At 54.9% G+C, this 17,600-nt stretch carries 16 protein-coding genes; 9 read left to right on the plus strand and 7 right to left on the minus strand.

What is annotated here, in order from left to right; genetic code table 11:
• Nucleotides 1-52 precede the first annotated feature (52 nt).
• A complete protein-coding gene (locus ACI1P1_RS13910; RefSeq protein WP_416216997.1) occupies nucleotides 53-898 on the minus strand; it encodes an alpha/beta hydrolase family protein in 846 nt (281 codons plus the stop codon).
• Between the two features lie 199 nt (nucleotides 899-1,097).
• On the opposite strand from ACI1P1_RS13910, the gene ACI1P1_RS13915 reads away from it, so the two are divergent.
• From ACI1P1_RS13915 to ACI1P1_RS13925, 3 genes are all read left to right on the plus strand, one after another.
• Nucleotides 1,098-2,903 carry an ABC transporter ATP-binding protein gene (locus tag ACI1P1_RS13915; protein ID WP_416216998.1) on the plus strand — a complete coding sequence of 602 codons (1,806 nt, stop codon included), beginning with the start codon at nucleotides 1,098-1,100 and terminating at the stop codon, nucleotides 2,901-2,903.
• Nucleotides 2,900-4,705: an ABC transporter ATP-binding protein gene (locus tag ACI1P1_RS13920; protein ID WP_416216999.1), complete on the plus strand. Its 1,806-nt coding sequence runs from the start codon at nucleotides 2,900-2,902 to the stop codon at nucleotides 4,703-4,705. The genes ACI1P1_RS13915 and ACI1P1_RS13920 overlap by 4 nt, the downstream gene beginning before the upstream one ends.
• Nucleotides 4,706-4,924: 219 nt before the next feature.
• The gene (locus ACI1P1_RS13925; RefSeq protein WP_416217000.1) at nucleotides 4,925-5,704 is read left to right on the plus strand and encodes an alpha/beta fold hydrolase; all 780 of its coding nucleotides are present in this window, start codon (nucleotides 4,925-4,927) and stop codon (nucleotides 5,702-5,704) included.
• A 58-nt stretch (nucleotides 5,705-5,762) separates the two neighbouring features.
• Here the strand turns inward: ACI1P1_RS13925 and ACI1P1_RS13930 are convergent, their stop codons facing one another.
• On the minus strand, nucleotides 5,763-6,128 hold the full coding sequence (locus ACI1P1_RS13930) for an ArsR/SmtB family transcription factor (protein WP_416217141.1): 366 nt from the start codon (nucleotides 6,126-6,128) through the stop codon (nucleotides 5,763-5,765).
• A 201-nt stretch (nucleotides 6,129-6,329) separates the two neighbouring features.
• Between ACI1P1_RS13930 and ACI1P1_RS13935 the strand changes: the two genes are divergently transcribed.
• Together ACI1P1_RS13935 and ACI1P1_RS13940 are read left to right on the plus strand one after the other, a co-directional pair.
• Nucleotides 6,330-7,490, plus strand: a complete 1,161-nt coding sequence (locus ACI1P1_RS13935; RefSeq protein ID WP_416217001.1) for a hypothetical protein — start codon at nucleotides 6,330-6,332, stop codon at nucleotides 7,488-7,490.
• 93 nt (nucleotides 7,491-7,583) lie between these two features.
• Nucleotides 7,584-7,961 (plus strand): DUF2500 domain-containing protein, encoded by a 378-nt coding sequence (locus ACI1P1_RS13940; protein WP_416217142.1) that lies wholly within the window; start codon nucleotides 7,584-7,586, stop codon nucleotides 7,959-7,961.
• A 38-nt stretch (nucleotides 7,962-7,999) separates the two neighbouring features.
• Here ACI1P1_RS13940 and ACI1P1_RS13945 read toward each other — a convergent pair whose 3' ends face one another.
• From ACI1P1_RS13945 to ACI1P1_RS13955, 3 genes are read right to left on the minus strand one after another with little or no spacing between them, the layout of a single operon-like run.
• Nucleotides 8,000-9,232, minus strand: coding sequence for a GerAB/ArcD/ProY family transporter (locus ACI1P1_RS13945; protein ID WP_416217002.1), 1,233 nt, complete (start codon nucleotides 9,230-9,232; stop codon nucleotides 8,000-8,002).
• Complete coding sequence (locus tag ACI1P1_RS13950; RefSeq protein WP_416217003.1) at nucleotides 9,229-10,431, minus strand: Ger(x)C family spore germination protein; 1,203 nt, start codon at nucleotides 10,429-10,431, stop codon at nucleotides 9,229-9,231. Before ACI1P1_RS13950 ends, ACI1P1_RS13945 begins: the two co-directional genes overlap by 4 nt.
• Entirely contained in the window at nucleotides 10,428-12,029 is a 1,602-nt protein-coding gene (locus ACI1P1_RS13955) for a spore germination protein (protein ID WP_416217004.1), read from the minus strand. The genes ACI1P1_RS13950 and ACI1P1_RS13955 overlap by 4 nt, the downstream gene beginning before the upstream one ends.
• A 150-nt stretch (nucleotides 12,030-12,179) precedes the next feature.
• Here ACI1P1_RS13955 and ACI1P1_RS13960 point away from each other — a divergent pair, with 150 nt between their 5' ends.
• Nucleotides 12,180-12,371, plus strand: a complete 192-nt coding sequence (locus tag ACI1P1_RS13960; protein WP_416217005.1) for a hypothetical protein — start codon at nucleotides 12,180-12,182, stop codon at nucleotides 12,369-12,371.
• 44 nt (nucleotides 12,372-12,415) lie between these two features.
• Here the strand turns inward: ACI1P1_RS13960 and rnhA are convergent, their stop codons facing one another.
• A complete protein-coding gene (gene rnhA / locus ACI1P1_RS13965; protein WP_416217006.1) occupies nucleotides 12,416-13,063 on the minus strand; it encodes a ribonuclease H in 648 nt (215 codons plus the stop codon).
• 103 nt (nucleotides 13,064-13,166) lie between these two features.
• Complete coding sequence (locus tag ACI1P1_RS13970) at nucleotides 13,167-13,886, minus strand: YebC/PmpR family DNA-binding transcriptional regulator (RefSeq protein ID WP_416217007.1); 720 nt, start codon at nucleotides 13,884-13,886, stop codon at nucleotides 13,167-13,169.
• A 411-nt stretch (nucleotides 13,887-14,297) separates the two neighbouring features.
• Here ACI1P1_RS13970 and ACI1P1_RS13975 point away from each other — a divergent pair, with 411 nt between their 5' ends.
• The 3 genes from ACI1P1_RS13975 to ACI1P1_RS13985 all read left to right on the plus strand — a co-directional run bounded on the left by ACI1P1_RS13975 (nucleotide 14,298) and on the right by ACI1P1_RS13985 (nucleotide 17,393).
• Entirely contained in the window at nucleotides 14,298-15,341 is a 1,044-nt protein-coding gene (locus ACI1P1_RS13975) for a CobW family GTP-binding protein (protein ID WP_416217008.1), read from the plus strand.
• Between the two features lie 104 nt (nucleotides 15,342-15,445).
• Nucleotides 15,446-16,342, plus strand: coding sequence for a permease (locus tag ACI1P1_RS13980; protein WP_416217009.1), 897 nt, complete (start codon nucleotides 15,446-15,448; stop codon nucleotides 16,340-16,342).
• Nucleotides 16,343-16,364: 22 nt separating this feature from the next.
• Nucleotides 16,365-17,393, plus strand: a complete 1,029-nt coding sequence (locus ACI1P1_RS13985) for a TIGR03943 family putative permease subunit (protein WP_416217010.1) — start codon at nucleotides 16,365-16,367, stop codon at nucleotides 17,391-17,393.
• The last annotated feature ends 207 nt before the right edge of the window (nucleotides 17,394-17,600 follow it).

Genomic DNA, 17,600 nt, shown 5'->3' on the forward strand with positions numbered 1-17,600 from the left:
ATAGCGGAAATCCGCTTCCGCTATCCTGAAACCACATGCTCCCTTCCGCACGCTATCTGCTATGCCCCTCCAGCCACTGCCGCGTGAGGCGGATTGCCTCCAGGAAAGCCTCCGTATCCCCCTCGTAGGGATGCACGGTGTTGAACCGGTGATCCCCTCCGGGGACCATCAGCCATTCCAGCTCAGGCTGCGCCTCCTTCAACCGGGCCGATCCGGCCAGCAGATGTTTGCCGTCCCGCTCACCCTGGATCAGCACCGCAGGAACACGGAGACTGCCGATCCGGCCAACCAGATCGAACCGCTCCGCATTAGCCTCCAGATCCTCCAGAATGACCAGATCCAGAGGCATCTGCTGCTTGGTCCGGGCGTTCACCGTGAAAGCCCGTCCCTCCTCCCGCATCATCCGTTTCTCCTCTTCCGAATAAAGGTCGAAGCTGGCAATCCCATTCCAGCTGATAATCCCGTCTACCAGCTCCGCATGATCGAGCCCGAATAATAGGACTCCCCCGCCGCCTTTGCTGTGGCCCAGCAAAAACAATCGTCCCGCCTCCGGCTGGCTCCCGTCATCAGCAGGCAGCACGCCCCCTCTAACAGCTTCCACCAGAGCAAGCAGATCCTCCTGCTCCAGGGAACAGGTATTACGGGCGAACTTCTCCAGCTCCGTAAACTCCGTCAGCTCCTCACCCACACCGTTATGGCTGAAATTAAACACAATCACATCATAGTCCACAGACAGAAGCTCCCCGATCCGGGGGAACATCCCGTAATTTTTGAAGCCCTTGTAGCCGTGGGCAACCAGAACAGTCCCCCGGGAAGCAGCGCCGGACGGACGGTACCAGTCCGCCCGGATGATCCGGTCCGCGGCTGGCGTTAATTGAAAGGATGTGAAATAGGGCATTGGCAAAACCTCCATATTCTAAAACCTTTTATACCGGTTTTACCACATCCGCCGTCCGCCTGCAATTTTCCCTTCTTAAGCGGACAAGCCGCCCGCGGATAATTTGGTTGGCAACAAAATTCCCCATTGATTATTTATTGGAAAATGTTCACAATAGGGAATGTATGTTCTTCTTCATTTCCAATATAAGGAGTTTGCCATGAACAAACAAAGCGGGGTTTTCCCCAATAACCTCTTTATCCTGAAGCTGGTTTTCCGCATCTGTCCGGGGCGGATCGCTGCAGAATTCCTCCTGAAGGCCATCGGCTATACCGCATGGGTGTTTTACAGTATTGTACTGGTCAAATATGTGCTCCATGCCATCGAAACCGGCCAAAGCTTCGGCGAAATTGCCCTTTTCATTACGGGAAGCGCTCTGTTCTTCGGGACCTGCAACTGGTTTGAGCAATGGGTAGAAACCAGCTATAAGCCGAAAACCGATGCTCTGCTTTTTGAGAAGCTGAATGGGCAGCTATATGACAAGGCGGCGCAGGTGGAGCTGGCCTGCTACGAGGATGCGGAGTTTTACAACCGCTATACCATGGCCGTCAAGGAGACGGAAACCCGGGCTTCCTCTGTGCTGGAGACGACTGCGGATACGGTCTGCGCCGTTATAGCCGGTATCGGAGTGATGGTCAACATGTATATGATCGACCATTGGGTCATTCTTTTTGTCCTCTCCCCGTTTGTGGGCAAATTTCTGTTCGGCAGCATGCATAACCGCCTGCTTTACGCACGGGACCAGGAAAGCGTTTCCCACCGGCGGAAGCTGGATTACGTCAACCGGGTGGTCTACCTGCAGGATTATGCCAAGGAAATCCGGATGTCCGGCATTTTTCGCGTGCTGAAGAAGACCTATGAAGAGGGATATTCCGGCATCAATACCGTTGTCCGGCGGTTTGCCCCGCGTGTGGCCGGCGTCCACTTTTGGCAGAACATCTTTACGTTCCTGGTGATCTTCCAGGGGGTGCTCTTGTACAGCCTCTACCGGACCATGGTGTCCCGTACCCTGGAGGTCAGCGAATTTGCGGTATTGACCAGCGCCATGGTCAGCGCAAGCTGGATTCTCATCGGACTGTCTGAAAGCCTGATTAAGGTGTTCCAGAACAGCCTGTATATCGAAAATTTGCGGGGCTTCCTCTCCTACGAAATCAAAATGAAGGATAATCCGGAGGGCCCTGCTCCCGCAAAGCCGGTTCAATCCTTGGAGCTTAATCGGGTCAGCTTCACCTACCCCGGTGCAAGCACCCCCGTGCTCCGTGACATCAGCATCCGCATTGAGGGCAGCGAGAAGATCGCTCTGGTCGGCCACAACGGTGCAGGCAAAACCACACTGGTCAAGCTGCTGATGCGTTTGTATGATCCTAATCACGGCCAACTGCTGCTGAACGGGAGAGATATCCGGGATTACCGCTTGGGCTCCTACCGCGCCCTGTTCGGGACGGCCTTTCAGGACTTCAGGATTTTTGCGATGACGGTGGCCGAAAATGTGCTGATGCGCCAGCCTGTAACGGCTGCGGACTACCATTGCGTGCGGGATGCGCTTGTGAAAAGCGGCGTCTACGACAAAGTGGCATCTCTGCCGAAGGGGATTGACACCGTGCTGACCCGGGAGTTTGACGAAGACGGAGCCGTTCTCTCCGGCGGGGAATACCAGAAAATCGCGGTGGCCAGAGCCTTTGCCAAGGAGTTTGAGATTGCGGTTTTCGATGAGCCCTCCAGCGCCCTGGACCCGGTAGCGGAATACGGGATTTACCAAAGTATGCTGGCAGCCTGTCAAGGCAAACCGGTGTTTTTTATCTCCCACCGCTTGTCTATGGCAACGTTAGCCGACCGGATTTATATGCTGGAGAACGGCACTGTCATAGAAACCGGCACCCACGACCAGCTGATGGCACTAAACGGGAAGTATGCGGACATGTTCCGCAAGCAGGCGGAGAAATATGCGGAGGAGGTGGGAGCATGAAGCAGAAGCCGGGACATGTGGTATCCAATCACTTGTATATGCTATGGCTGGCCTTCCGGCATACGCCGGGGTATGTCATCAATATTTGCCTGCTGGCTGTCTATTCCTCTGTGGAGGTATTCTTCGAATTTGCTTATTCCACCAAGTACATGATCGACCTGATCCAATACAACGGAGAATTTTCCGACGCCTTGCGCTATATGGCTTTTATTTCGGCGGCTATTGTGGTGAAGCTGGGATGGGTGGCGGTGAATGACGCTTATTTCGTCCCCCTGGCCAAGGAGAAGCTGTACCGGGCTTTGCAGCTGGAGCTGTTCGGGAAAGCAGCAGCGATGGACCTGGCCTGTTATGACCAGCCCCAGTTTTACAATGATTTTGTGGTCAGTGTAGGAGAAGTCAAAAAACGGATGGACGAATCCCTGGAGATTATCCGGCAGATGTGCGGAAGAGGCGCCACCATCGCCGCGGCAGGGACCTTCTTCCTGGTGCTGGACCGTGGGGGGCTGCTGTTTATTGCTGCCAGTCTTGCGGTCACGCTATCGGTGAATGCCGTGTTGGCCAAGCTGAACTTTAAAATGGAGCTGGAGCTGAAGCCCCTGGAACGGAAGCGCGCTTACATCAGCCGGATTTTTTATCTCGCGGAGTACGCCAAGGAAATCCGGCTGCATCCCGTTACAAGCAAGCTTAAATCCGATTTGCATCACGCCACACGGGGCATGCAGCGGACGATCCAGGCAGACTCGCGCAAACGGATCATCCTCGGATTTATCGGCAGCTTTGGGGCCCACAGCCTGCTTTTGGACGCCCTGTATCTGATCTATCTGCTGTACCGGACCCTTGTCCTGCAGGCTCTCAGCTACGGAAGCATGCTCTCCCTGTTTAACTCGGCCGGGTCGCTGAAGAACAGCCTAAGGGATATTGCCGCCCTTCTTCCCCGCGCCCAGCAGAACAGCCTCTATATAGACAAGATCCGGTCGTTTGCGGATTATGCTCCGGCTATCGGCAGCTCTGCAGATGCTCTTCCGGTTCCGGCTCATCCCAAGGTATTGGAGCTCCGCAACGTTTCATTTGCATACAATGAAAGCGCCGGCCCAATTCTGAAGGACATTAACCTGACCATCCGCCAAGGGGAAAAAATCGCCTTCGTCGGTTACAACGGTGCCGGTAAAACCACCTTGACCAAGCTGTTTATGCGGCTATATGATGTTTCCGAAGGGGCTATTCTGCTGGATGGGATCAATATCCGGGAATACGAGCTTACTTCGTACCGCAGCTGCTTCGGCAGCGTCTTTCAGGATTACCGCTTGTATGCAGCCAGCATTGCGGATAATGTGATGATGGACCGGACGGATGATCACACCATTCCGGTGGTCAGTGAGGCTCTTGGCCAAAGTGGGCTGTTGGACCGGGTGAACCGGATGGACCAAGGCACCGGCACGATGGTGACCCGGGAATTCAGCGCCTCAGGCACCGAGCTGTCCGGAGGCGAAGCGCAGAAGCTGGCCATCGCCCGTGTATTTGCCCGCCCGTATTCCTTTATTATTCTTGATGAACCCTCCAGTGCGCTTGACCCTATCAGCGAATATCAATTTAATCAGACTGTCCTGGAGGCGTCGCGGAACAAAACAGTGATTTTCATTTCCCACCGACTGTCCAGCACACGGATGGCCGACCGGATCTTCATGCTGGAGCATGGCCGAATCATTGAACAAGGCTCCCATAACGAGCTGATGGCCCAAAACGGCAAATACGCAGAAATGTTCCACATGCAGGCCCATATGTATCAAGCCACGCCTGCATAACCGATACCTCAACCCCAGGAGGAATTTATCTGAGCTTACTTTCCCGCTTATTCGGTAAGAAGTGTTACTTTTGCGGCAAAAAAACCGCCGTTGTGAAACGCTATAAGGACTATAAAGGCCAAACCATCCACGTCTGCAACCCTTGCCTTCCCTACGCCCATAAACGCGGCATCATACGAAAAGGCTGATATTTCACTGAAGCATAGGGAGGTGAGGACTTTGGCGCTGCACTTTTTGGAATGCGGAAATAAGGATGCATTCCTCCTGATGCAGTTTATACACGGCGGTGGAGTGAGCGGCTGGATGTGGGATCAGCAGATCCGGTATTTCGGCCATTATCATTGCATCGTCCCGGATTTGCATGGGCGTGGGCGAAGCAAGGACGGCGAATTTTCCATCCGAGGCAGTGCAGAGGCATTATTACGGCTGCTCGATGAAAAAGCGACGGGGAAAAAAGTGGTGGTGACCGGCTTTTCCTTAGGCTCGCAAATCCTCATTCAAATGCTGAGCTTAAAACCTGATGCCATTCATTTTGCCATCATAAACAGTGCCCTGGCCAGACCCTTCCCATCCGCCAAATACTGGATTCGTCCTGCCATTCAACTCTCCTATCCGCTGATTAAATACAGATGGTTTTCCAAGCTTCAAGCAAGGTCACTATACATAAACGGGGAAAACTTCGAAGCGTATTATGAGGAAAGCCGCCAGGTGCAAGTCAACACTCTGGTCCGTGTACTCAATGAAAATATGTCATTTGAACTACCCGGGGACTTTAGAATGGCAACAGGCAAGATATTGGTTACAGTAGGCGAAAAGGAAAAAGCCATAATGAAAAAATCTGCAAGGGATATTGTAGAAGCGAACCGGGCTTGTACCGGCGTCCTTTTGCCCCAAATCGGACATGGCGCTCCTCTGGCTAAACCCGGACTCTTTAATGAAATGGTGGACAACTGGATACATGAGCGGGAGCTTCCGGAGATATGCCTGAAGCTGAATTGACAAAACAAAAAGGACTCCATCACCGAGTCCTTCCTCTCCCTGCCTATTTATGTCATACCTACTTATGCGAAATATGATGCAGCGCCTGCAGGAACAGTCCTTCCACGTGCTGGTCGTCAATGGAATAATACATCATTTTGCCTTCCTTGCGGCGTTTGACAATACGTAGATTACGAAGCACCCGCAGCTGGTGGGATACGGCGGACTGCTGCATCCCCAGCACGTCGCACATGTCGCAGACGCACAGCTCCCGGTTCAACAGGGAGTGGATAATCCGCAGACGGGTTTGATCGGCCAGCGCCTTGAACAGCTCCGCCAGGTCATTCACCCGGTCAAGCTCCACCGCCTCGCGTTTCACCTGCTCTACTACATCGGCATGGGCACAATCCGTCTCGCAGCGGTCGGTGCCGTCCGCATTGTCCATCCGACCATTGGTCTCTTCCTCTTCCACACTCGCTAGTTCCATCATACCCCGTCCCCCTGCCTGACTCATCAATCATGCCTCTATTGTATCGGACGCCATTGTATTTGTCACTTTCTCACCAGCCAGACATTTCCTTGGTATAAGTAAGGAATGATGGAGCACACTTCTAGGAAAAGCATTCTTACAGGGAGTGTATCCAACGTGAAGAGCAAGCAACTGCTCATCCTTGCCGGTTTATGGTTCATGCTTCTGCCTGGAAGCATGATCCAAGCCGATCCCCTTCCCGCCGGAGCAGATGACCGGATTGAGCTGTCCCTGCGCTCCTCCTCTGCTGCGGAGTACAAAACGACCGTGTCCATTTCTTCACGAAAGTGGAAAAAATGGCTGAGCTCTATGGAGCAGGCCGGAAATCTGCCCCAACCGGCACCGGCTTACTCCGTTTTGGAGCTGGCAGCACCTGCAAGCAACGGCACCCGGCAGCTTTACAGGGTATACAGTGTTGAATCCGGAGCCTACCTGCTGGAGCTTGACAGCCGGACGGTTTACCGGACGCCGGAGGAGATGAAGACGGATATAGACAGACTCCGGCAGGAACTGGCTGCCCGTCACTTCGGAAAGCTATTAACCTGGACCGAGGTGGATAAGCTGATGCCGAAAGGCACTGTCCTCTCCATTACCGATCTGGAAACCGGACTCACTTTCCAGGGACAGCGCAGGGCCGGCTCCGCCCATATGGATGTGCAGCCTCTGACGAAGGAGGACACCGCCATTATGAAAACTATCTACGGAGGCCAGTGGAGTTGGCAGCGGAAAGCGGTGCTGGTGAAAACCCCAAGCGGTGTGGTTGGCGCTTCCATGCACGGCATGCCCCACGGCGGGGATGGAATTCCCGGCAATAATTTTAACGGCCATTTTTGCATCCACTTCGCAGGCTCCATTACCCATGGCTCCGCCCATTCCGATCCGGCTCATCAAGCTATGGCCCAGAAAGCGGCAGGACAGCTGGAGGATTATCACAAAAGCCTCAGTCCGCTGGATACCGTGAAGCTGTTTTTGGTGGCCGTCAATCAGAAGGACCGCCATCTGCTGGAGCTGCTGCTGAATACCGGAGCTGAGACCGGTCTGGCCGCGGAATGGCTGGATGATCGTGTCCTCAATGCCCGTCCTATCGGGGAGCCCCCTGCTCCATTTCGTATCCCTGAAGATGCACTCGAGGCCCAGTTTAAGACGCGGGTGGGCATCTCTCGGAAAGGCGCCCGACCACAGGGTATATGGTTCCGATGGAGCCTGTCCCGGACAACACCCGCAGGAGCATGGTTTATTACGGACATCCAGCCGGAGGCCGTCATCCGCGGAAATTGATTTTCCCTAGAGATGCTTCCCAGGAACTGTCATTCCTTGTAGAATAGACTCATGATCGGCTTTTTGCCAGAAAAGAGGTTATGAGTCTTGGGTGTGAACGGTTTTAGTGGTGACGCCGGCATTTCCAACGGACCCCCGGCTATTTTTATGATTTTTTTCGTTGGCATTGCCGCGGTGGTGATCGGGGGTATTGTATTTAGTGTGGCCAAGGGGGTGGGGACCTGGTCCCAGAACAACGCATCGCCCATCCTGACACGTCCGGCCCGGATCGTGGCCAAGCGGACGAATGTTTGGGGAGGCTCAGGGGAATCCTCCGCTTCCACCGACTATTATGTCACGTTCCAGTTTGAGGATAACAGCCGGGAGGAGTTCCAGATCAAGGATGCCCAATTCGGTTTAATGGCGGAAGGAGACCAGGGTGAGCTGGAGAGCCAGGGTACCCGGTTTCTCGACTTCCGGCGCAGAATCTGAGGCGATCCAAACGGCAGAGCATCAGCCCGCAAGCAGCCTCATACGCCGCCCTCCCCATTTGGAATGCCAGTCCGCCTGAGCTTACGCTTGGGCTTTTTGCTGTTGCCCTCAGCAGTCCCTTGAACTGTTTCCGTTTCCGGTTCCTCCCCCACTGCATTAGCTCCGTCTGCCTCGGATTTTTGTCCGGCTGCAAGCTTTCCCTTAACTGTTCCCCCCAGCAGCAGCACGGCAGGCAGCAGTACGGCTACTCCCAGTGCCAGGGGAGGCCAATAATATTGGGCGAAGGTCATGGCCCGGGTATGGTCCGCCACCACCCAATAGCTTGACGCTCCCAGCAGCAGGCAGGCAGGAACCAGCATAGGCCGGTAATCCTTCAACCCGACGACTTTGGACAGGGAATGGCTGGCGCAGAACAGACAAAGCATAATCTGCACCAGACTGGAGGTAGCAAAAAAGGCGATCATAATCATTTCGTACCGCTGGATAAAAAAGCCCAGATGGGCGCTCCTGGCCAGCTGCATACAAGAGACCACATATTGGCCTGTAACCTCGGCAGACAGCACACCGGTTTCCAGAATCGGCCACATCAATACCAAAAGCCCGCCCATCAAAACACTGACAACACTGGTCCGGGACCAGGAATCCCTCTTGCTGACCAAGGGGATCACAATCCCCGCGGCCATGGTGCCCATAGCCCAGTCCGTATCGAAATTCCGGCTGGCCCAAACGGATTTCCAGATTCCGTATTCAAAGAGTGGCGCCAGATTGCGGATGTCAAATTCGGTGAGCGAGCCGGTTAATAACGAAATATTGAGCAGAAGGATGGTGAATACCCCGACAAAGGCCGTTCTTGCCATCACCTCCAGTCCATGGAATGCCCCCAATCCTCCCACCCACAGCGCCACCAGGATAAATGAATAGGTAGGAAATTGAGGCAGGAAATAATCCATGAGATGGTAAACGAAGGTCAGCATAATCGTGGCGAAGGCTCCGGTAAAGAACACGAAGCTCAACAGCGCGGCGGCTTTGCCCGCCCATTTGCCCATCACAAAGCCTGCTCCGTCAATCAGCTCCCTGTCCCCGCATTTGACCACAGCTGCGGCAGTCAGCCAAGCGGCGCCTGCTCCCTGAATGATGGCAAACAAGGTGGACACCCAAATTTCCGAGCCTGCTTCTCTGGCCGCGATTCCTTGGGTCACTCCGATGCCCTTGGCATACATCATGTTGATAATCAACGCCATGAGCATACCCGCGGTAATCCGGATTTTCATGATTCATCACCTTCAGTTCCTTTTCCGTCTACCTTCAATTCCTGGCTGGTGATTTTGATATCCAGCGCAATGTCCACCTCACTATCGGCTAGAACCTCCTCCCATCTGCCTTCGAATTCCCTCCATTGCTTCGGGTACTTATTATTGAACACCTCTCCCAGCTTCAGAAAATCCACCCGGTATTTATGCTGGGCCTTGTCCAGCACCGCTTCCAGCTGGGATTTGACCTTCTTTTGGAGCTCAGCCTGCAACTCGTCCTTCATGGCGGAAAAACCTACAGAGCATCCCGTTTCCACAAGACTGGCCGTGGCTTTCACATGGATGTCAAACCGGGGCTTCCCGTCCTTCAAACCGGGAATCACCCGGACCTGCTGCTTGTTCACCTCCAGGGTGGCCCGTTCCGCAGGATTGCGGGGGCAGCTGACACTGACGATGCTGGAATCCACACTTTCGATGAACATCAGAAGACCCTTGGTCTCCTCGGAGTTAAGCCAGCCTACCATTTTATCCCTGCGGAAAACAGCGGCGCCGGACAGCTCCACCTGCTTCAGGGAGCCGAACTCCATGGGCTTTTTGTTGGAGATGCCCCTGTTCTTGAGTTCAACCCGGGCCAGAACGGGATGGCTGGTTTTGCTCATGTACACCTCGAACAGCCGCATCATATTCGTGGAAGGAGCCTCGCCCACAATCCGGTTATACCGGAACAGCTTGTCGATGGCCTGTCCGGGCACCACCTCCAGACCGGTAACCGTGGACACTACCTCTCCGGCAGAATTGGAGGTCACCACTACCCAGGTATTCATCCGGAGCTCCGGATTGCGTGTGAAAAAATCAACAATGTCGCCGATCCCTCTTTTGGCCAGCTTGTCGTTGATGACAATCACGAAGTTATGGGCCCAGTAGACCCGTCTGGAGGAGAAGCGGGCAAGATTGCGGATCGCTTCAAAAATGGTTTTCCCTTCCGCCGCAATGGAGTAGATGGGCTCTCCGGTACCCCCGGAGGGAGCCCCGGTTTGACCCCGGGCATCCGCCGACCGGACAATTTGTGCCGAAATCCGGTAGCTGCCTTCCTCTTCTCCGATGTCCAGCCCCACTGCAGTGACTATGGCAAGCTCATTGATTTGCACCGGCCCGCATCCTGCCGAGACCGCCATCATCAGGCAAAGGGCCGCCAATAGAAGCGCCTTGCCCTGTCTCATGCCCCGTCCTCCTTTCCGCCGCTGTCCCCACTGTTGTCTCCGGCTTGATCATGCGGCCGGTGTTCCGCGGTGGCATCGGGTTGAGGTCTTTGTCCTTTGGCCATACGATCAGGTTCTCCTTCAGCCATCCATGGGCGCTTGATCATACTCCACCAGGGAAATCGCAGCAGCAGATCCTGCTGATCGGAAGGCCGGAACGGACTGGCCGGCGCCAGATAAGGCTCTCCGAAGGAGCGCAGCGAGATGGCATGAACCACCATTGTGAAAAAAACGCCGACAAATCCCAATAGCCCCATTGTGCCGGAGGCCAGCAGCAGGGGAAACCGGATCAGCCGGATGGAGAAGGACGCAGCGTAATTGGGAATGGCAAAGGATGAGATGCCCGTAATCGCCACAATAATGACCATAAACGGGGATACTAGCCCCGCCTGCACCGCCGCCTGGCCAATAATCAGAGAACCGACAATGCTCACCGCCTGCCCAACAGGCTTCGGCATCCGCAGCCCCGCCTCCCGCATCAGCTCGAAGGCGAACTCCATGAATAAAGCCTCCAGCAAAACAGGGAAGGGCACCACCTCCCGGCCGGATGCAATGGTGAAGGCCAGACCAGTCGGAATCATCTCCTGATGAAAGGAAACCAGCATCACATATACCGATGGCAGGGCCAGACTGATCATAAAAGCCAGGTAACGGACCAGCCGCAGAAAGGACCCTACCCAATACCGGGAATAATAGTCATCCGACGCCTGAAAGGACTGCCAGAAATAGGTGGGGACGATCAGACAGAACGGTGTGTTGTCCACCAGGATGACCGCTCTTCCCTCCAGCAGCGCCGAAGCCGCTTTGTCCGGGCGCTCCGTGCTCTGGATGGTGGTGAAGGGAGACAGCGGGGCATCCTCAATAAATTCCTCGATATAGCCGCTTTCCAAAATTCCGTCCACTTTGATGGATCTTAGCCGCTTGGTGACCTCCTCCACCAGTCCCTTTTTTACCAGACCCTTTATATAAAGAACATTGATGTCCGTTTTGGTGCGTGTACCCACCTGGAGGGCATCCACCCGCAGCATGGGATCTCTGATCCGTCTGCGGATATGGGCGGAATTGGACCGGATGCTCTCTACGAATCCGTCCCGGGGCCCCCGGACCACACTTTCGGTAGCGGGTTCATCCACACTCCGGCCTTCCCAGCCCCGGGTGGAAATCACAATTCCTTTGGCTATACCTTCTATCAAAATGACCGTATCTCCCGCCAGAACCGCATCGATGCAGCTTCCCAGCCGCTCCACAATACTGACACCGCCATTCACCAGAAGGCGTTCCTGGAGCTGCTGTGCAGCTTCCTCCTCATTCAAGCCGAAGGAAATTTCTGCCGCGTACACAATCAATGCTCGTAAGATGTCATTCACATATTCCGCCTTCACCAATCCGTCCGTATATATGCATTGCCCCGGGCGCCCTTCTCCCGCTGCATCGGCCAGCCGGAAGTTCCGCCGGATAATATCCGCCGATTCCCCCAGAAGGGTATCAATGTCCGCCAAATTATCGTGCAGCCGGGATCTGATCCCGCTTTCAAGCATATGCTGCTCTTCTGTTGACATGGATGCTCCTCCCGTCCGCCGGATAGTAGGCGAGCCGCCTTTCCTTACTTTTCCTTTCAAGCGGCAAATTTATGCAGACGGATACAGGGCGCATGAAGCAGCTGCAGGCTGGAGAATATAATTCCAGAATTGGATGAGGAGTGTGCCCAAATGATGGATAGCTGGTTTTACCGGTACATTCTGAACAGCACCTGGTTCCTGTGGACCGTTACAGTGCTGATCATCGCTCTGAATTTCTTGTCCCCTATTCTTGTTTGGCTTGTGATGGCAGGCAAGATGGATAAGCTCAAGCTGCGCAAAAAAAGCAAAACCACCGCTTCCGGCAGCCGGGGAGGCGGATAACGCTTCCCGGCGCCAGGCGGTGGCAGGTATAAGGATAGGGATACTTATTTCCGGCCAAAATCCGCCCGGATTTCCCCCCACTCCTCCGTATTCCACTTGACCACTTTGTTCTCGTAAGTATTTGTATTGACCCATTGGAGAGCTCTGTCGGCCATCTCCCAGATCTTCGCCGTCGCCGGGCCGCGCACCAGGGTGGAGGCGATTTTCCGGTTTTTCAGCCAGCTTAAGGCAGTACGCGAATCTGTATAAATGGTTTTGGTGCTGCCCAGCTGCTTGAGATAAGCCAAGCCGTGGACAATGGCGATAAATTCTCCCAGGTTGTTGGTGCCGTTTTCGATAGGACCCACGTAGAACAAAATTTCCCCTGTCCGTGTGTCCACCCCCTTATATTCCACCGGACCCGGATTGCCCCGGGTGCCCACATCCACAGAGATGCTGTCATAATCGATTTCTCCGGCTCCCGCGCCGGCTGTCTTTGGAGCTCCTTTGGCTCCAGATTTTGCCGCAGCTTTGCCCTTGCCCCAGCTTTTGTTGGCGCCCGCCTTCAGAGCCGTCTCGGCCTCCTGGAGGGATTCAAAGGACTTGTAGCGGGCATTGGCCACGCCGTCCACCTGGGCCTTGCATTCGTTCCAGGTATTGTAGATGCCCGGCGTTTTACCTTCCCACACCACATAATATTTTTGCTTTGCCATTCTGTTTCGCCGCCACCTTTGACTCCTAAAGTTGCCATTCTTCGAAAAAAGCACCCCTTCGGGTGCTTTTTTGATTAACCGGTTCCTAGTTCTTCCTGTATCCTTATTCGCCCAAGTCCACGTTATGGTAGACCTGCTGCACATCCTCCAGGTCCTCCAGCACATCGATGAGCTTCTCGAACTGGGCTTGGACATCCCCATCCAGAGTGATGTCGTTCTGGGCTAGCATGGTCAGCTCGGCAACAGTAAATTCGGTGACACCTGCAGCACGGAGGGCATCCTGTACGGCGCTGAATTGATCCGGTGCGGCGTAGATGATGACGGATTCTTCTTCCTGGACGATGTCCCGGGCATCCACATCCGCTTCCATCAGAATCTCCAGCACCTCTTCCTCGGTTTTATCGGCTACCCCTATAACTGCTGCGGCATCGAACATATAGCTGACGGAGCCGCTGACGCCAAGGTTGCCCGCATTCTTGGTGAACGCCGAACGGACCTCTGCAGCGGTGCGGTTTACATTGTTGGTCAAGGCATCGACAATGACCATGGACCCGTTAGGGCCGAAGCCCTCATAACGCAGCTCCTCATAGGTTTCATCGGAGTTGCCCCGCGCCTTTTCCAGGGCACGGTCAATGATGGCCTTGGGCACGTTGTAGATCTTGGCCCGCTCCAGCACCACCTTCAATGCGCGGTTGGATTCCGGATCAGGCTCCCCCTGCTTGGCCACCACATAAATTTCACGGCCGAATTTGGCGTAGACCCGGCTGGTGTTTTTGTCCTTGGAGGCTTTCTTTTCCTTGATATTATTCCACTTACGACCCATATGGTTTAATCGCTCTCTTTCGTGGCTGGTCTTATGTAAGCCAATTGCTTACAAACTAACAATCCTGTCTATTATATCCCGGAAAGCGGATTGGAGTAAACCTTCCTAACCCGTTTTTTGGAAGATACGCGAGATTTGATCACTCATGCTGCAGTTCCGGCCACAATTTTAGAAGGTGAAATGTCGGAGAAGACCCTCAAATGAGCTTTGCCGATTTTCGAGGCTTCCATAACACATCCAGCCTGCGGCGGGGACCATGTTATTTCAGGGGAGCGGCATAAAAGCCCCTGCCCGGCCAATATCAATAGGTAAGGAAGACCTTAAATTGGCTTTGTACTATCCCAAACCGGCAATCAGTAGTAAGATAAAGCTTGTAGTCATTTTTTGCATCGGCAAAAAAGGAGTGAGACCATGAGCATTCCCGTTCTGATCCTGAGCGGTTTTCTGGGCAGCGGCAAAACCACTCTCCTGCTGGAGCTTCTGGCTGAAGCGCGTTCCCGGGGCCTCAAGCCCGGCATCCTGATGAATGAGCTGGGCAAGATGGATGTGGATGGCGAAATCATCGGCGGAGCCTCCCAGGTGTCCGTAGCCAAGCTGCTGGACGGCTGTGTCTGCTGCAGCAAAAAAAGCGAGCTCTCCGCCAGCCTCCAGGAGCTGCTGAGCCAAAAGCCGGACGTGCTGTTCGTAGAGCTTACCGGAGTCGCCAATCCCGAGGAAGTGGTGGATGCGCTTACGGAGCCTGCGCTTCTTGGCCGTGTGCTCCTCAAGCAGATTGTCACCGTGCTGGACGCGGAATATACGCTGGAGTACAACAGCATTTTTTCCTCGGACAAGGATTTGGTGCGTACGCTGCGCCGGCAGATGGAAGTGGCCGATCTGATTCTGGTCAACAAAACCGACCTGGTGGATGCCCACATCCTTCAGAAGATTGAGAAAACCGTGCGCAAGCATAATCCCCTTGCTCCCTTGCTGTATACCCAGCGGAGCAAGCTGGATCTGGATATCCTGCTCCGCGGGATTGAACCTATCCCCGAGGGGACAGCCCCGGCGCGCCAGCCTTTCCGGGTAGTCAAGGGGATGGCTTCCGGAGCCCGAATGAAGGAACCGGAGGCTTCCGAGCATGCCGCCCACCGGCATCAGGCATCCTTCTCCCGCATCCGGACGTTTACCCTCCAGCCCCCGGCGGATTATGCGATCTCTCCGGCCAAGCTGGAGCAGTTCCTGGGCCAATGGGGCAACCGGCTTCTCCGGGCGAAGGGGTATCTGGCCCAACCGGGCCATGCCGCAAGAAGGCTCTTGCAGTTTGCCGGTAAACGGGTCACCTATTCGTCCAGCACCTACCAGGGTGAGCCCTATCTGGTCCTGATCGGCATGGACTTGGACGAAAGCGAGCTCTTGATGGAATGGGAGGAGCTGCTCCCCGGCACCGAGCTTCCCACAGGCAGGAAGAGATAGCCACATACCGATTTGGATACGCCCGGCAAGGGGTTTGACAATCCCTTGCCGGGCGTTTTATACTTCACATAATAGTAAAATTTACTGGAAGATGGTCATCATTTATGAATGCTCTGCAGTCGGTTGATATTCAATCCTTTAAGACGATTTTTCTCTCCATTGTGCTGGAGGCATCCCCGTTTCTGATTGCCGGGGTGCTGGTGTCGTCCCTGCTCCAGGTTTGGCTTTCGGAGCGGATGCTGCAGCGGATCATTCCGCGCAATCCTCTGGTTGGGCTGTTGTCCGTCTCCCTCCTGGGGGTGATCTTCCCGGTGTGCGAGTGCGGTATTGTCCCTGTAGTCCGCCGCCTCATCAAAAAAGGAATGCCCGCCTACCTGGGCATTGCCTTCATGCTTGCTGCGCCTGTGGTCAATCCCATTGTGTACGCCGCCACCTTCGCCGCTTTCCGGTCCAAGCCGGAAATGGCCTGGGAGCGTATGGGGCTAGCGTATGGGGTAGCTGTTCTTGCGGGATTGTTCATCTATCTCCTGGCTAACGGCAATCCGCTGAAACGCAGCCGGGAGGATCTGTTGGGCGACGTTGCCCCCGCCGCAGAGACCAGAACCACCTGGTCGGGCTGGGCGGAGCATCTGCTCAACGAGTTCTTCGACATGTCCAAATATCTGCTGTTCGGCGCTTTCCTGGCCGCTTCCCTGCAGGTGCTGGTCTCCCGCAGCGTGCTGGTGGATATCGGCTCGGATTCTCTTACGGCTTATCCGTTTATGATGGGATTGGCCTATGTAATGTCCCTTTGTTCCACTTCTGATGCCTTTGTGGCCGCTTCCTTCAGCAATGTATTCGCCAAAGGCCCACTACTGGCGTTTCTGGTCCTGGGTCCCATGCTGGATTTCAAGTCTACCTTGATGCTGCTCTCCTCCTTCCGGACCCGGTTTGTCCTTTTGCTGGTGGCGCTCCTGGTAGTGTTGGTCTGGTTGGGCGCTGCTGTTGTCGGAACATTTTAACGCTGAGGAGGAGGGATATACCATGAGCCCGCGCAAGCTGGGAATCCACTATTTTTTACGGACAGGCATTCTGGCATTTTTCGCCTATTATATCCTCCGCCTTGTGAAGCATGACCAATTGGTCATCTATATCGGCCCCCGGATGCAATTTTATGTGAAGCTGGCGGCCATCGGCTTCTACCTGTTTGCCGTGCTGCAGCTGGTGCTCGCTTTCCGGTCCTGGTGGGGTGCGCGGGAGCAGGACCCCTCCTGCGATTGCGGCAGCTGCTCCCCCGCTTCCATGTCGGCGGTAAGCCACAGCTTCTTTTACGCGCTGTTTGCCGTACCGCTGCTATTGGTTATGCTTTTGCCGGATCAAGCTCTAGGGAGCAGCCTGGTGGACAAAAAGGGCATCACGCTTACCGGCGCCATAGCCGGTAATGCTGCAGCTGCCTCCGCCGCTGCCGCAGGTAAACCTCCGGCTGCTGCAGCGGGTGCAGGCAGCGCCACGGGGAGCCCGGCCGGGCAAGGTGGGGCCATAGGCTCTCCCGCCCCGGGGGGAGGATCAGCGGGAACCTCACCTGCTGCGGTTTCACCGCCGCCGTCAGGCGATCCGCTGGACGTCCTGTTTCCCCATGATGAGTATTCCGAGGATTTGGCCATTCTGGCCAAGAAGCTGTACAAGAAGGACAGCATCTCCATCAAGGACAAGGGTTTTATGGAGACGGTCACCTCCATTGATTTCTATATGAACAATTTTATCGGCAAAAAGGTGGAGATTAGCGGGTTCGTCTACCGGGAGGACGGGATGGAGGAGAACCAGTTTGTGGTTTCCCGGTTTGCGGTGCAATGCTGCTCCGCCGACTCCGCCCCCTTCGGGTTTATGGTGGAGAGCTCCATGGGCAAAACCTTGAACAAGGACACCTGGGTGAACGTTACCGGCACCTTGGGCACCACCCAATACGGCGGCAATGAAATCCTCAAAATTGACGCTACCCGCATCCAGCGCATCGAAGCGCCGGCATCGCCGTATGTGTTCCCGGACATGGATTATTTCAAGATGGATCCATGAGGTGAGACGCACAGGACTTATTGAGCTGTGGATGTTACAGGGGGGGATGTGCGGGGAGTGTGGTGGATGGGATTTTGCGGGGGACGAGGGTTAGTCTGACTCCTGTAACGGAACTTTACTGCTCGTAGCGCAGTGTTTGGTCTATGCGAGGGGAAGGGTTTGCTGTAACGGAACTATGCGGCTCTTAGACGGGATAATGTAGCCTTT

Source organism: Paenibacillus mesotrionivorans (assembly GCF_046098205.1).
Classification (GTDB): domain Bacteria; phylum Bacillota; class Bacilli; order Paenibacillales; family NBRC-103111; genus Paenibacillus_AR; species Paenibacillus_AR mesotrionivorans.

What these genes read in the sequence shown, in the direction of transcription:
- ACI1P1_RS13910 (WP_416216997.1), bottom strand. Translation starts at nt 898, where the DNA reads ATGCCCTATTTCACATCCTTTCAATTAACGCCAGCCGCGGACCGGATC.
- ACI1P1_RS13915 (WP_416216998.1), top strand. Translation starts at nt 1,098, where the DNA reads ATGAACAAACAAAGCGGGGTTTTCCCCAATAACCTCTTTATCCTGAAG.
- ACI1P1_RS13920 (WP_416216999.1), top strand. Translation starts at nt 2,900, where the DNA reads ATGAAGCAGAAGCCGGGACATGTGGTATCCAATCACTTGTATATGCTA.
- ACI1P1_RS13930 (WP_416217141.1), bottom strand. Translation starts at nt 6,128, where the DNA reads ATGGACAATGCGGACGGCACCGACCGCTGCGAGACGGATTGTGCCCAT.
- ACI1P1_RS13945 (WP_416217002.1), bottom strand. Translation starts at nt 9,232, where the DNA reads ATGAAAATCCGGATTACCGCGGGTATGCTCATGGCGTTGATTATCAAC.
- ACI1P1_RS13950 (WP_416217003.1), bottom strand. Translation starts at nt 10,431, where the DNA reads ATGAGACAGGGCAAGGCGCTTCTATTGGCGGCCCTTTGCCTGATGATG.
- ACI1P1_RS13955 (WP_416217004.1), bottom strand. Translation starts at nt 12,029, where the DNA reads ATGTCAACAGAAGAGCAGCATATGCTTGAAAGCGGGATCAGATCCCGG.
- ACI1P1_RS13960 (WP_416217005.1), top strand. Translation starts at nt 12,180, where the DNA reads ATGATGGATAGCTGGTTTTACCGGTACATTCTGAACAGCACCTGGTTC.
- rnhA (WP_416217006.1), bottom strand. Translation starts at nt 13,063, where the DNA reads ATGGCAAAGCAAAAATATTATGTGGTGTGGGAAGGTAAAACGCCGGGC.
- ACI1P1_RS13970 (WP_416217007.1), bottom strand. Translation starts at nt 13,886, where the DNA reads ATGGGTCGTAAGTGGAATAATATCAAGGAAAAGAAAGCCTCCAAGGAC.
- ACI1P1_RS13975 (WP_416217008.1), top strand. Translation starts at nt 14,298, where the DNA reads ATGAGCATTCCCGTTCTGATCCTGAGCGGTTTTCTGGGCAGCGGCAAA.
- ACI1P1_RS13980 (WP_416217009.1), top strand. Translation starts at nt 15,446, where the DNA reads ATGAATGCTCTGCAGTCGGTTGATATTCAATCCTTTAAGACGATTTTT.
- ACI1P1_RS13985 (WP_416217010.1), top strand. Translation starts at nt 16,365, where the DNA reads ATGAGCCCGCGCAAGCTGGGAATCCACTATTTTTTACGGACAGGCATT.